The sequence below is a fragment of the Galactobacter sp. genome, assembly GCF_022712295.1.
GTDB lineage: Bacteria > Actinomycetota > Actinomycetes > Actinomycetales > Micrococcaceae > Galactobacter.
Map to the genome: position 1 here is coordinate 1 of NZ_JALAGT010000095.1, position 13,059 is coordinate 13,059.

The following is a 13,059-nucleotide window of genomic DNA, read 5'->3' on the forward strand; positions in this document are numbered from 1 at the left end:
CCTGTTGGTTGACCGGGGTCGCCGAGACGATACCGACAATTCCGCACATGAGGTGGGTCTCCTGGGGATTCGGAGTGGGTGACGCGCGAAGGCACGCGTGATGCCAGACGCGAGTTGAGCAGTGGTCAGATCCAAATCTAGTGCCTCTGGGCCATCCTCGCTGCCAGAGCAGAGTCGCGACTCGGCTGATCCTCGGATTCTCGGGGGCACGGGTTCCATTCACGTGCACGTTCAATCCCTAGGTTCACGGGGATCCACTGGCCGATTGCAGGACGACGCCCCTGTGGACTGTCTCTCAGATCACGTTTCGTTCACGTGTCATAAGCGGCGGCGTCATAAGCCTGAGGAGCCGGTCCGGCCCGTCCGGCCTGTTGGGCCTGCCCGGCCAGCCGGTGACCGGTCAGCTGCGCCTGCCGTGCAGCCGAGTCCGGTACGGCCAGGTCCTTGAATTCATTGCGATCAACTCCGCGCTGCCTCGTCCGGGGCACGTGTCCGCGCAAGGCGGGCATACCCCGTCGAGCACAAGGCCTACTGGTGCCAACTCGCACGGTTCTGGCGACTGCGCGGCGTGTCGCATCCCGGTTGTCCACATTTGCTGCGGGTGTGGCTCCATACCGTGGTGCTGATTGCCAAGGTGTCGGTATCGGCCAGTCGCAACAGGGCGGATGGCCGCCTGCACAGGAGGCATCATCATGACCAGTACCAACATCATCATCAGAGGTAGGGCCGGAGCAGACGCGGAGGGTGGGGTCTCCACGTCGGGCAAGGCATGGGCCCGGGTCCGTGTCGCTGTGACCGAACGGTTCCGCGGCGCCGACGGCACCTGGGTGGATGGGAACACCACCTGGTACAGCGTGAGCTGCTTCAACGAGCTGGCCCGGAACGTCCTGGCAGGTGTGAAAATCGGCGATCCCGTGGTGGCCACCGGCAGTTTCACCGTGGAGGAATGGGTCCGGGAGACGGACGGGGCCCGATTCCTGACGCCCACGCTCCGAGCCGTCAGTATGGGACATGACATGAGCCTTGGACTCAGCAACTTCGCCAGGAGACCTCGGCCAGAGGAGGCCAAGGACGAAGCAGAGCACGGTGCGCAGGATGCCGGGGGTGGGGAAGGCCGCCCCGACAATGTCGATGCGAACGGCGTCATTCTTGGAACGACACCAGTGCAGGCAGCCACTGTCGGGACCGGGTTCATCGGCGGACCGCCGGCTCCGCCGACTTCGGGCGAGAGCTTTACCGGTGAGACGGGTGCCGGCGACGGGGACGCCGACAAGGAGGACTATGGCGTGTACTCAGCATCGTCGGCCGCATCGGCGCACTCGGCAGCCTGAGCATCGCATGCGGATCGGAGAGCCGGTGTTCGGGACCGAGGGGAAGTCCCGAACACCGGCAGAGTGTCGTGGGTGGTGAGCTTGGTCGTTACTTGAACTGAGGACGGCATCTGCAGCCGGTGGCGTGCCGACCAAGTCCGAAGCAAGTCCCAAGCATCGCTTGCGCGACCACTAGACTGGGCTGTAGTGCGTTGAGACCTGCGGTTCTTGCCGCCGCAACGCGGACCATCAATGGGCGGCTCAGCCGTCTGCAATCGACACGACAAGAGTGGAGAGCATGGCGGAGTTCATCTACACCATGACCAAGGCCCGAAAGGCCGTGGGAGACAAGGTCATCCTCGATGACGTGAGCATGTCGTTCTACCCCGGAGCCAAGATCGGCGTCGTGGGCCCCAACGGTGCCGGTAAGTCCACGATTCTCAAGATCATGGCCGGGCTGGACACCCCCTCCAACGGCGAGGCGCGCCTCAGCCCCGGCTACTCCGTGGGCATCCTGCTGCAGGAGCCGCCGTTGAACGAGGAGAAGACCGTGCTCGGCAACGTCCAGGAGGGCGTCGGCGAGATCTACGAGAAGCTCACTCGGTACAACGAGATCTCTGAGGAGATGACCAAGCCGGACGCCGATTTCGACTCCCTGCTGGAGGAGATGGGCTCCCTGCAGACCGAGATCGACGCGGCCGACGCTTGGGACATCGACTCCCAGTTGGAACAGGCCATGGACGCCCTGCAGTGTCCCCCGGGAGATTCCGCCGTCACGCAGCTCTCCGGTGGTGAGCGTCGTCGCGTTGCGCTCTGCAAGCTGCTGCTCTCCAAGCCCGACCTGCTGCTTCTCGATGAGCCCACCAACCACCTGGATGCAGAGAGCGTGCTCTGGCTGGAGCAGCACCTGCAGTCCTACCACGGAGCAGTGCTCGCTGTGACCCACGACCGGTACTTCCTGGACCATGTGGCCCAGTGGATCGCCGAAGTGGACCGCGGTCGCCTGATTCCTTACGAGGGCAACTACTCCACGTACCTGGAGAAGAAGCGGGAACGCCTCGAGGTCCAGGGCAAGAAGGACGCCAAGCTGGCCAAGCGTCTCGGCGAGGAACTCGAGTGGGTTCGCTCCAACGCCAAGGGTCGCCAGACCAAGTCCAAGGCTCGTCTGGCCAAGTACGAGGAGATGGCGGCCGAGGCCGAGAAGACCCGGAAGCTGGACTTCGAGGAGATCCAGATCCCGCCGGGACCGCGCCTGGGCACCCTGGTGCTTGAGGCAGACAAGATCGAGAAGGGCTTCGACGGTCGCACCTTGATCAAGGATCTCTCCTTCTCGCTGCCCCGTAACGGCATCGTCGGCGTGATCGGTCCCAACGGCGTGGGTAAGTCCACGCTGTTCAAGACCATCGTGGGTCTGGAGTCGCTCGACGGCGGAACGCTCAAGATCGGTGACACGGTCAAGCTCTCCTACGTGGACCAGAACCGTGGCGGCATCGATCCGGAGCAGAACGTGTGGCAGGTCGTCTCAGATGGCCTGGACTACATCAACGTCGGTTCGGTCGAAATGCCGTCCCGTGCTTACGTCTCCGCCTTCGGCTTCAAGGGTCCGGATCAGCAGAAGAAGGCCGGTGTGCTCTCCGGTGGTGAGCGCAACCGCTTGAATCTGGCCCTGACACTGAAGCAGGGCGGCAACCTGTTGCTGCTCGATGAGCCAACCAACGACCTCGACGTCGAAACCCTGGCCAGCCTGGAGAACGCCCTTCTGGAGTTCCCCGGCTGTGCAGTGGTGGTCTCTCACGACCGCTGGTTCCTGGACCGGATCGCCACCCACATCCTGGCTTACGAGGGCACGGAGGAGGACCCGGCGAACTGGTACTGGTTCGAGGGCAACTTCGAGTCCTACGAAAAGAACAAGGTTGAGCGCTTGGGTCCTGAGGCCGCCAAGCCCCATCGTGTGACGCACCGCCGCCTGACCCGCGACTGAGGTCCGGGCGCAGCGAGGCTGGAAAAGGGACCGTCGGAATTCAACATTCCGGCGGTCCCTTTTGGCACCTCATCAGGCGCCGCACCAACAAGCGCCGGACCGTTCAGTTCAGCCGTACCATGCCCTCCTGGGCCACCGTGGCGACGAGTTCTCCGGCACGGTTGAAGATCGAGCCACGGATCAGCGCTCGGGAGTCCTGGGCGCTCGTGGCTTCCTGCACGTAGAGCAGCCATTCGTCGGCCCGGGCGGGCCGGTGCCACCACATGCCATGGTCCAGGCTGGCCATGTGCATCTTCTTTCCTGCGGCGGAGAGCCAACTCTCGCCGGCGCGGCGCAGAGACGTCTCGATGAGGGTGTAGTCGGAGGCGTAGGCCAAGGCGGCGCGCTGGAGGTTCTCCGGAGCATCGAAATCACCCTTCAGCCTCATCCAGACCAGGTTGCGTTCCGTGACCCCGTTGGTGGAGACGAACGCGGATCCATCCGGATAGCGCAGGTCGAAGGGGCGAACCACGCCCCATTCCCTGGCCATGGGGTGTTCGATCGCGGCCAATTCGTCCGAGGCGCTGGGCAGGGTCTCGGGGTCCGGAACGCCTTGCGGCATGGTGTCCTGGTAGGTCGGACCGGAGCCTGAGACCTCGAAGGAGGAGATCATGGAGAGGATCGGCGTTCCGTCCTGATAGGCGTGGACGCGGCGGGCCGAGAACGAGCGGCCGTCGCGCAGCCTGGAGACTCCGTAGGTGATGGGTTTCGAGACGTCACCGGGCCGTAGGAAGTATCCGTGGAGAGAATGGATGTTGCGGTCGTCATCGACCGTTCGGGACGCGGCCACGACGGCCTGAGCCAGCACCTGCCCGCCGAAGACTCGGTCGCGTTCGGAGGCGGGCGTGTGCCCCACGAAGATGTCTTCGGAGGTCCTGGCCTCGGACGGCGCCAGATCCAGGAGTCGTGCCAGGTCGATGGTGGAGGGCAAGGTGGATCTCCTTGGGGGTGTCAGTGGAGCATGGGGGAACTTCTGCTGTCGATCCTAACGACGTGCGTGGAAGACTGGAGTACATGTGTGCCGAGTCGTCTTCCACTACCCGCCTGGTCTTGGGCGATTCCACCGATGTGAGGGATCTGGATGTGTTCCTGGCGAGGTCGGTTCGTGTTCGCGATGGGGTGGCCCGGTTGGTGGTTCGTGGCAGCGCTCTGGCCGTCCATGTCGCAGCGGCCTTCCCCTTGATTCTCGGATCAGGGGGACCCACGATCGTGGGCCAGCGAGGGGCCCGGCTGGCGGAGCCGGCCGTCTTGGACGTGGTGGTTCCCGTGGGGGAGGTCCGCGATCGTCTTGCGCGCATGCAGCGCACGGACTCCACGGTGTTCGACGTTCCGCCGTCGCGCCCCAGTGCGCCGTGGACGGCGACGCTTCCTCTGTCCGTGCCGTGGCAGGAGAGAGGCCCTGTGCCCGACGACGTGTGGTTGACTGCCGGGCCAAACGTCGCGTCCGCGGTGAGCGACTCGCTCCCTACCGATCCGGGTCAGGCCATGGTCTTCCAAGCCCGCGATGCATTGTGGGGACAGTCGGCGCCGGACCTGGGGGAGGGGGCCGTACTCGGCGCCGCCTTCGTGGCCGATGCCTATGGTTTCCTGTCCGCAGGCGGCCGGTCGCGGCGCTTCACCTCGGGTACCTGGGAACGACTGAGTTCGAGGGGTGGGACGCTGCTCTGGCGCGCCGGGTGATCAGCCCGCGGTATTGATCATCGCCGTGGCTGCGCGCTCGAAGTAGTCCCACATCATGCCGTCGTACAGCGGCGGCAGCTGCACCTCGTCGAGGGCGCCCCGCATGCACGTGAGCCAGCGTTCGCGGGCATCCGCGTCTACCTTGTACGGGATGTGCCGCATCCGCAGCCGTGGGTGTCCACGCAGCTCCGAGTAGGTGGTTGGCCCGCCCCAGTACTGGATCAGGAACAGCTTGAGGCGTTCCTCGGCCGGACCGAGATCTTCCTCGGGGTACATGGCATGCAGGACCGGGTCCTCGGCCACGCCCCGGTAGAACGCGGCCGAGATCCGCGCGAAGGTCTCTTCGCCGCCGACAGCGGCGTACACCGACGCCGGATCACCCGTGTCCACGGGTACTTCGGTGCCCGACGGCTGGGTGTCGGTTTCCCGCGCTGCGCGCCCCTTGGCGCGCAGGCCGAGCTGCAGTCCTTCGCGACCGCTGGGGACGGCGGCTTCTGCGAGGGTCTCGGGAGAATCGGGATGCGGATTGCCGGACGGGGTGGAGGTCATGTACCCATTGTCTCAGCTCGGTGGCGGCCGTGCGGTCCGGGTGGAGTTCCCGCGTCACCGAGCTCACATGTGATCGCTCGGAGGATGCTCCCGCAAGATGTCACAATGATCGTGTTATCACTTGATGTATGTGGCTTCACCATTCATCGAGTGCTGTTCTGCACAGACACCTTTACCAAATTCGGGAGCGTTGCATGGGGAAGCTTGCTATTGGAATCGCGACGACGGCAGTCGTCGGCATAGTAGCTGTGGGAGGGACCGCATACGCGGTGAATGTCTCGCACAAGAATGATCCGCACCGGGCGGTGGTCGTCAACATCGTGGACGGCGACACTTTCGATGCGAAGGTACAGGGTGAAACCACCCGTATCCGGATGCTGAACATCGACGCTGCCGAGACGAAGAAAACTACGAAGGTAGCGGAATGCTATGCAGCCGAGGCAACCGAGAAACTTGAGAGTTTTCTGAAAGAGGGCGACGTGGTTCGGCTCGAGTTCGACAAGCAGAAGAAGGACGAGTCTGGGCGCACGCTCGCTGGAGTTTATGAGGACGACACGTTCATCAACGCCGAGATCGCTCGACAGGGTCTCGGGCTTGCGGTGAAGCACGAGCCCAACGTCAAGTTCTATCCCGAGGTTCTGGCCGCCGAGAAAGAGGCGCGCGAAGCGCAACGTGGCATCTTCTCGGAAGACGCGACCCCAGTCGCCGACGACGGAGCCCCGTGCTCGTTGCAGGTGGTGGTCCGTGATGCCGAGGACGAGACCAACGCAGTGATCGGCCTTGGACCGGGGGAGACCTCCGCGGACACCGCACACCAGGTCGAGAGGATCGGCTCGGCGCTCGTTGTCGCGGTTGCGGCGGACAGGCTAGTCCGTGACGGAGATGACCATCAGCGCCGGCTGATCAGACAAGCAACCGGAAGCGCTCTGGTGGTTCCGGCCAGTACCGCCGTGGACCAGCTGAAGAATAAGCAGAAGCGGATGTCGGCCGTACAGAAAAAGCAGGAGGAGGCCGAGACAGCCGAACGCGAGCGGATCAAGAAGGAAAAGGAAGCGGAGAAGAAGCGCCAGGCGGAAGCGAAAGCCAAACGAGAGGCCGAAAAACGTGCGGCGGCTCAGTTGAAGGCGCAGCAGGAAGCTGCAGCGCAACGTCAAGCGCAACAACAGGCTGCTGCGCAACGCCAGGCACAGGAACAGGCAGCTGCTCAGCGTCGTCAGACTCATAGTTCCAGTGGAGGGTCTGGCTCCTCAGGATCCGGTGGGCCCGCCGGCTATAACGGACCGCGTTGCTACGCACCCGGTGGTAAGAGCTGGAAGCCGTGCTGATTCGTATCGGGTGGGGCCTCCGACCGTTCGCGTCCGAGCGGACGGCCGGAAGCGGCGAGCTTCCGAAACGAGTTGGGGCGACGAACACGGCGTCTTCAGTGTCGAGGTGACCGGCTGAACCGGATCAGGACCTGTCTGGCAGCACGTCCATTGGGAAGTTCACGGAGTTCGCGATGAAACACTTCTCGTGGGCGGCGCGATGCAGCGTATCGAGGTGACTGCACAGCGACGGCGGGATACCGCCGTCGGGCACAGAATCGCCGTCCGCAGGGCCCGAGAGCGCAGTGCGAGGTATTAACTCAGCGCGCGTGATGCGTCCGGCGCCGGAGGCGTCGACGTTCAGCCAGGCCCGGATCGAGACCGAAGCATCCTCCACAGTGAGGCCGGCGAGGCCGGCCTCACGTAGGAACGCGGAGAGATGGCACTGGGCCAGCGCCGCCAGGAGCAGGGTCTCGGGATTCCAGGCGTCTCGATCTCCGAAGAAGGTCCGCGCCGCGGACACCCTCAGAGGCGGAACCTCCTGGCCTGAAGACGCAACCGAGGCCCGTCGAAAACGACGGACCTCGGTGGTTGGATGCTCACCCGGCCCTTGCCAGTCCACGGAAACGTTGAACTCGTGTTCGGGGGTGGGGCGGGGTGAGGTCATGCCTCAGATTCTCTCAGGCGGAACAGCCGTTTCAGGCAATTTCAGTGGCCGCATCCACGGCCTGCGCGGCAACGGCGCGCTCCATGCCGGCACGAGCCTCGACGAGCAGCCGAGCCAAGGCCGGGGTGTCCTCACCCAGTGAAGCCAGCAGCGTATCGGTGGCCTCCAGGGTGTCCTTCGACGTGGGCTTGACGGGGTACAAACCGTTCACGATGGTCTGCGCCATCTCGTAGGAACGCTCCTTCCACAGCCCTGGCACCGCAGCGAAGTAGGACTCCACGTAGGGCCTGATCAGTTCCACGTCGTGGACCCGGTTGAAACCGGTGATGACGCGGCGCTGGAAGGTGTTGGACAGTGTGTCCTGCTCCACGACGGAGGCCCAGGCCGCAGCCTTGGCCTCCGCGGTCGGGATCGCGGCGCGGGCGATGGTCGCTGCCAGCTCACCCGAAGAGGACGGATCCGCCTTCAGGGCTACCTCGATCTCAGCCTCGCCCACGCGGCCGCCGGCCACGAGCGAAGTCAGTAGCTCCCAGGACAGGTCGTCGTCGATCTCCAGCCCGTCCAGGGCAACCTCGCCGTTTCGCAGGCCGCCGATGATGTCCAAGTGCTCGGCGGAGGAAGCCAGCGCGGAGAACTTCATGACGAACTGGAACTGATTGTCACTGCCGGCCTCGGCGGCCTGCGCCAGCTCCCACAGCCGCTGCGCTGCGATGATCGACGTCGCATCCGCAGCATCCGCGGCCACGTAGCGTCCGAGCGCAGTGGAGAGCTGGTTCAGCTGAGTCCGCACTACGGAGGGCTCTGTCTCGGCATCGATGTTGTTCAGCACCAGATCCACGTAGGCGCGGGCAGGGATCTCACCGTCACGCGTGGCATCCCAGGCGGCACCCCAAACCAGAGCGCGGGCCAGGGAATCCTCGAAGTCGCGCAGATGCAGGATCGCGAAGGCCAGCGACTCCTCATCCAGACGCAGCTTGGCATAGCCCAGATCCCCGTCGTTGACGAGGATCAGGTCGGGGCGCTTGCGGCCAACCAGATCGGCAACGTCGGTGCTGGCCCCGTCGACGTCCAGGTCGACACGGTGGGTGTTCACCAACTTGCCGCTGCCGACCAGATCGTAGAACCCGACAGCGTTGTGCTGTGCGCGCAGGATGGGGTGGTCTGCCGGGGCCTCCTGAGCCACGGAGAAGGAGGTGATGACGCCGTCGGCGTCGGTCTCCACGACCGGGCGGAGCACGTTCACGCCCGCAGATTCGAGCCACTGCGTGGACCAGTCAGCCAGGTCGCGACCGGAGGAAGCTTCCAGCTCCACCATGAGGTCCTTCAGTTCGGTATTGCCGAAAGCGTGCTTCTTGAAGTACTCACGCACACCGGCCATGAACTCCTCTTGGCCCACCCAGGCCACCAGCTGGCGCAGCACGGAGGCGCCCTTGGCGTACGTGATGCCATCGAAGTTGACCTGCACGTCCTCAAGGTCGCGGATCTCCGCCTTGATGGGGTGCGTGGAGGGCAGCTGGTCCTGCACATAAGCCCACGACTTCTCCACGGAGGAGAACGTGGTCCAGGCGGTGGTGAACTTGGTGTTGGCGTCCGCAGCCAGGTGGGACATGAATTCGGCGAAGGACTCGTTCAGCCAAAGGTCGTTCCACCACTTCATGGTGACCAGGTCGCCGAACCACATGTGGGCCAGCTCGTGCAGCACGGTGATGGCGCGGCGTTCGATGAGTGCGCCGGTGACCTTCGACCGGAAGACGTAGTCCTCGAGGATGGTCACGCAGCCGGCGTTCTCCATGGCGCCTGCATTGAACTCGGGAACGAAGAGCTGGTCGTACTTCTCGAAGGGGTACGGCGTACCGAACTGCTCCTCGAAGAACTCGAAGCCCTGACGGGTGACCTCGAAGATGTTCTCCGGGTCCATGTACTTGGCCAGGGACTTTCGGGTGAAGACTCCCAGGGGAACCGTGCGGCCGTCGGCACTGGTGACCTCGGACCGAGTGGCGACGTAGGGGCCGGCCACGAGGGCGGTCACGTAGGGGGCCAATCGGGGAGTGGCGGTGAAGGCGAAGCGCTTGGCGCCGTTCTCCAGCACGGAGGGTTCCGGCGTGGGCTGGTTGGAGATCGCGTCCCAGTGGGAGGGTGTGTCCACGGTGAAGGTGAACGTGGCCTTCAGGTCGGGCTGCTCGAACACGGTGAACATGCGGCGGGTGTCCGGGACCTCGAACTGGCTGTAGAGATAGACCTCGCCGTCCTCGGGATCCACGAAGCGGTGCAGGCCCTCGCCGGTGGTGGAGTAGTCCAGGGTGGCGTCCACGACGAGTTCGTTCTCAGCCGCCAGCTGGGGGAGTTGGATACGCACGCCGTCGGCCACCGTGGCGGGGTCCAGCTCCTTGCCATTGAGGGTCACCGAGTGCACCTCGCGCGTCACGGAGTCGATGAAGGTGGAGGCACCTTCGGTCGCGGTGAAACGTGCGGTAGTGACGGCGCGGAAGGTGGTGCCCGGATCGGTCAGATCCAGGTGGACGTCATAGGACTGGGTGTCGACGAGCGCAGCACGCTCGGACGCCTCGACGCGGGTGAGGTTCAGACCCGGCACGGGCTCTCCTTTGTTGCGATGGTTATGAAAGGACTCTTTGACAAAGTCGTTGGCTCTATCTTCGCACCGTCAGGGCATCGATGCACCGTTTCAGGCGGATAAACTTGGACCCATGCGCATCCATATCGCCACCGACCACGCTGGGCTGGACCTCAGCCACCATCTCATCGAAGAACTGAGCAAGGACGGCCACGAGGTCATCGACCACGGGCCCACCTCCTATGATCCGCAGGACGACTACCCTGCCTTCTGCATTCGTGCGGCAGAGGCCGTGGTCGCGGACCAGACGTCCGGGGTGGAGGCCCTCGGCATCGTGCTGGGTGGCTCCGGCAACGGTGAACAGATCGCTGCGAACAAGGTCAAGGGGATCCGTGCCGCACTGATCTGGAACGAGTCCACCGCAAAGCTGGCCCGTGAGCACAACAACGCCAACGTCGCGGCTCTGGGCGGACGTCAGCATACCGTCGAGGAGGGCTTGCAGCTGGTCCGCATGTTCCTGGCAGAGCCGTTCCCCGGCGACGAGCGTCACGCCCGCCGTATCGGCAAGATCGCCACGTACGAGACCACGGGCGAGATTCTCGACTGACGCTCGTCGGCCTGAAGGCACACCCGTCGGCATGGATCATGGGGTCCGTACCGACGGGTGTGCTTTTGCGCCGACGCGTGTGGTGAGAGAGCATGCAAAAAGTGCCGGACGCGTCGAGAACGCGGCCGGCACTTTCGTAGATTTTCGAGGGGCAGACGGGAATCGAACCCGCGTAATCAGTTTGGAAGACTGAGGCTCTACCATTGAGCTACTGCCCCGACGCGCCTGAATGTAGAAGCCAGACAGGCGCAAAGACGACTCTACTCGAGTATCAAACACTTTCCAAATCGGCCGTCTCACGTGGCAATGAGTGGGGGAGAGGGCTCAATTTTTGAGCGTCCAGACCCACCCCGGAGTGCCATCAGGATCGAAGGCGATGGCCGTGGTTCCCTGCGGCACATCCAGCATGACGCTGCCCGATGACGTGTGTCCGGCCGTGGCCATGACGTCCAGCGGTGACTGGATCTCGCATCCCTCAGCTTCTTCCGACCAGGCATTGGTTCCCGTGGCCCTGCCGTCGGAATCCACGGGGACGAACGCCGACGCATCGAGCGGCACGGTGGTGTTTCCCGCAGAGGGGTCCAACTTGGCCTCCACCGTGAGCTCGATGAACTGGCCGTTCTTGGGCTTCAGTTCGTCGCCGAACCCACGCATGGTGCAGGACTTCTGCCGCGATGACTTCTTGACCGAGATGGAGAAATCGGAGGTTTTCCCGTCAGCGGTGGTGAGAGTCCCGGTTTGACCCAGGGCCTTCTTCACGCGACCTGCCTCATCCGTCTCCACCTTCTGGCCGGTATCGGGGTCGGTGGTGAGGGCCGGCGCGGATTCGGTGGTCCGAGTCGGCGGGGCCGACTCCGACGCCTGACTCGATGCGCTCTTCGAGGCCTGAGGCTCGGTGGTTTCACCGCCGGACTGCTTGGGCCCGGTGCAGCCGGCCAGCAGCACCGAGGCAGCCACCAGCCCGAGAACTGCATTGCTGGTTCTCATCAGTAACGCCTCCTGTCGTCGAAATCTCCGCTCTTCACCAGACGAGACTGCGAACGGATGATCTTGTCCAAGGACGGGTTCGCGGCGAACGTCCAAGAACGAGTGCCGTCCGTCATGGACTTGAGTTGTTTCGTGTAGACGCGTTTGCCGGAAATCTTGTAGTAGGACTCGTAGGAGTCCAGCATCGAGAGCATCTTGGGCCCCTTCGACGCCGAATACGTGTACTGCTCCGCAATCGCATTCGTGGAACCGGGGGAGACCACGGTGGCATCGTTGTTCGGGTTGCTCAGCTTCTTCCACAGCAGAAGGTCCATCTTGTGCAGTCTGGTGCTCAGATCGCGCTGCGTGTAGCCGTTCATCTTGTGTCCCACGTAGTGACCGGCCCGCAAGGTTCCGTACACGGCGATGGAGTTGCGGTTCTCAGCGACGACGTGGCTCGGTGCGTAGACGTAGCCCGACTTGCCCTTGTACGTGACCCGGGCCCAGTTGCCGTACTTGCCGGTCAGTGTGACCTTGGTGCCTGCCGGGATGGTGTCCACGCGTTTGTAGAGCTGCGCAGGTCCAGACATGAATGGCGTGGAGTTCTTGACGTAGCGGGCGCCCGACCTGCTCGTGATCTTCGGTGGCTTCGAGGTGATGTGGGTGCTGGCGTAGATGTAACCGGTCTTGCCGCTGTATGACGTCCTGACCCAGCCGCCGAGCTTCCCGGTGACGTGCAGCTTGGCGGCCACGGGAACCTTCACCAGTACCTTGTGAGCTCCGGAGGCTCCGCTTCGTAGTGGAGACGTGTTGCGTGTGTAGCGAGTGGTGTCCATCGGCACCAATGTGGGTTTCGCCGAGAGGTGCTTCGACGCGTACACGAAGCCCATGTTCCCGTTGTAGGTGGTCTGCGCCCAATTGCCGAGTTTGCCGGTGATCTTGAGCTTGGTCCCTTGCGGGATGTTGGCGATGACCTTGTCGTCACTGGAGGCGCTGCGCCGGAAGGGGGTTTTGTCCTTGGTGTAGCGGATGCCGTCCATGGGAACCTGTACGGGTGTGGAGGACAAGTGGGTGGGGGCGTACAGGAAGCCGGTTCGGCCTTCGAAGGTGGTCTGGGCCCAATTCCCGACCTTGGCAGTGATGACCACGCGCGTGCCCTGAGGGATCGTCGCCAACCGAACGGACGCGGACGAAGCCTCTTTCATGAACGGGGTCGGGTTGCGGATGTAGCGAACCAGGTTCAGATCTTCTTGGTCCTTCTCGGCACCGCCGGTAGCTTCATTGCTCTGCCTAGGTGCTTTTGTCGGGGTGGCAGACGTGGTGGGATCCGTGACCGATTCCGTGGTGGGCTCGGCCGAGGGCTCCGTGGTGGCATCCGTGGGCG

12 protein-coding genes and 1 tRNA gene are annotated in these 13,059 nt (G+C 63.9%); 5 read left to right on the forward strand and 8 right to left on the reverse strand.

Going from position 1 to position 13,059, the window contains the following annotated elements; genetic code table 11:
- Nucleotides 1-311 precede the first annotated feature (311 nt).
- Nucleotides 312-488, reverse strand: a complete 177-nt coding sequence (locus Q0A15_RS07275) for a hypothetical protein (RefSeq protein WP_291278861.1) — start codon at nucleotides 486-488, stop codon at nucleotides 312-314.
- A gap of 204 nt (nucleotides 489-692) precedes the next feature.
- Here Q0A15_RS07275 and Q0A15_RS07280 point away from each other — a divergent pair, with 204 nt between their 5' ends.
- Nucleotides 693-1,331 carry a single-stranded DNA-binding protein gene (locus Q0A15_RS07280; RefSeq protein ID WP_291278862.1) on the forward strand — a complete coding sequence of 213 codons (639 nt, stop codon included), beginning with the start codon at nucleotides 693-695 and terminating at the stop codon, nucleotides 1,329-1,331.
- Between the two features lie 277 nt (nucleotides 1,332-1,608).
- Nucleotides 1,609-3,291, forward strand: a complete 1,683-nt coding sequence (gene ettA, locus Q0A15_RS07285) for an energy-dependent translational throttle protein EttA (RefSeq protein ID WP_291278863.1) — start codon at nucleotides 1,609-1,611, stop codon at nucleotides 3,289-3,291.
- Between the two features lie 103 nt (nucleotides 3,292-3,394).
- Here the strand turns inward: ettA and Q0A15_RS07290 are convergent, their stop codons facing one another.
- Nucleotides 3,395-4,261 (reverse strand): acyl-CoA thioesterase II, encoded by an 867-nt coding sequence (locus Q0A15_RS07290; RefSeq protein WP_291278864.1) that lies wholly within the window; start codon nucleotides 4,259-4,261, stop codon nucleotides 3,395-3,397.
- Nucleotides 4,262-4,344: 83 nt separating this feature from the next.
- Here Q0A15_RS07290 and Q0A15_RS07295 point away from each other — a divergent pair, with 83 nt between their 5' ends.
- The gene (locus tag Q0A15_RS07295) at nucleotides 4,345-5,010 is read left to right on the forward strand and encodes a hypothetical protein (protein ID WP_291278865.1); all 666 of its coding nucleotides are present in this window, start codon (nucleotides 4,345-4,347) and stop codon (nucleotides 5,008-5,010) included.
- Here the strand turns inward: Q0A15_RS07295 and Q0A15_RS07300 are convergent, their stop codons facing one another.
- The gene (locus tag Q0A15_RS07300) at nucleotides 5,011-5,400 is read right to left on the reverse strand and encodes a globin (protein ID WP_291278872.1); all 390 of its coding nucleotides are present in this window, start codon (nucleotides 5,398-5,400) and stop codon (nucleotides 5,011-5,013) included. It lies immediately after the preceding gene.
- Between the two features lie 353 nt (nucleotides 5,401-5,753).
- Here Q0A15_RS07300 and Q0A15_RS07305 point away from each other — a divergent pair, with 353 nt between their 5' ends.
- Complete coding sequence (locus Q0A15_RS07305) at nucleotides 5,754-6,884, forward strand: thermonuclease family protein (protein WP_291278866.1); 1,131 nt, start codon at nucleotides 5,754-5,756, stop codon at nucleotides 6,882-6,884.
- Between the two features lie 124 nt (nucleotides 6,885-7,008).
- Here Q0A15_RS07305 and Q0A15_RS07310 read toward each other — a convergent pair whose 3' ends face one another.
- Nucleotides 7,009-7,530, reverse strand: a complete 522-nt coding sequence (locus Q0A15_RS07310; RefSeq protein WP_291278867.1) for an OsmC family protein — start codon at nucleotides 7,528-7,530, stop codon at nucleotides 7,009-7,011.
- 31 nt (nucleotides 7,531-7,561) lie between these two features.
- Nucleotides 7,562-10,123, reverse strand: a complete 2,562-nt coding sequence (gene pepN / locus Q0A15_RS07315) for an aminopeptidase N (protein WP_291278868.1) — start codon at nucleotides 10,121-10,123, stop codon at nucleotides 7,562-7,564.
- 112 nt (nucleotides 10,124-10,235) lie between these two features.
- Here pepN and Q0A15_RS07320 point away from each other — a divergent pair, with 112 nt between their 5' ends.
- Nucleotides 10,236-10,709 (forward strand): ribose-5-phosphate isomerase, encoded by a 474-nt coding sequence (locus Q0A15_RS07320; protein WP_291278869.1) that lies wholly within the window; start codon nucleotides 10,236-10,238, stop codon nucleotides 10,707-10,709.
- 147 nt (nucleotides 10,710-10,856) lie between these two features.
- Here the strand turns inward: Q0A15_RS07320 and Q0A15_RS07325 are convergent.
- From Q0A15_RS07325 to Q0A15_RS07335, 3 genes are all read right to left on the reverse strand, one after another.
- Nucleotides 10,857-10,927: transfer RNA gene (locus Q0A15_RS07325), tRNA-Gly, on the reverse strand.
- A gap of 106 nt (nucleotides 10,928-11,033) precedes the next feature.
- Nucleotides 11,034-11,696: a hypothetical protein gene (locus Q0A15_RS07330; protein ID WP_291278870.1), complete on the reverse strand. Its 663-nt coding sequence runs from the start codon at nucleotides 11,694-11,696 to the stop codon at nucleotides 11,034-11,036.
- Nucleotides 11,696-13,059, reverse strand: a 1,364-nt coding sequence (locus Q0A15_RS07335; RefSeq protein WP_291278871.1) for an SH3 domain-containing protein, incomplete at its 5' end; no start/stop codon positions are given. The genes Q0A15_RS07330 and Q0A15_RS07335, both read right to left, overlap by 1 nt.

What these genes read in the sequence shown, in the direction of transcription:
- Q0A15_RS07320 (WP_291278869.1), top strand. Translation starts at nt 10,236, where the DNA reads ATGCGCATCCATATCGCCACCGACCACGCTGGGCTGGACCTCAGCCAC.
- Q0A15_RS07280 (WP_291278862.1), top strand. Translation starts at nt 693, where the DNA reads ATGACCAGTACCAACATCATCATCAGAGGTAGGGCCGGAGCAGACGCG.
- Q0A15_RS07295 (WP_291278865.1), top strand. Translation starts at nt 4,345, where the DNA reads ATGTGTGCCGAGTCGTCTTCCACTACCCGCCTGGTCTTGGGCGATTCC.
- ettA (WP_291278863.1), top strand. Translation starts at nt 1,609, where the DNA reads ATGGCGGAGTTCATCTACACCATGACCAAGGCCCGAAAGGCCGTGGGA.
- Q0A15_RS07305 (WP_291278866.1), top strand. Translation starts at nt 5,754, where the DNA reads ATGGGGAAGCTTGCTATTGGAATCGCGACGACGGCAGTCGTCGGCATA.
- Q0A15_RS07330 (WP_291278870.1), bottom strand. Translation starts at nt 11,696, where the DNA reads ATGAGAACCAGCAATGCAGTTCTCGGGCTGGTGGCTGCCTCGGTGCTG.
- Q0A15_RS07310 (WP_291278867.1), bottom strand. Translation starts at nt 7,530, where the DNA reads ATGACCTCACCCCGCCCCACCCCCGAACACGAGTTCAACGTTTCCGTG.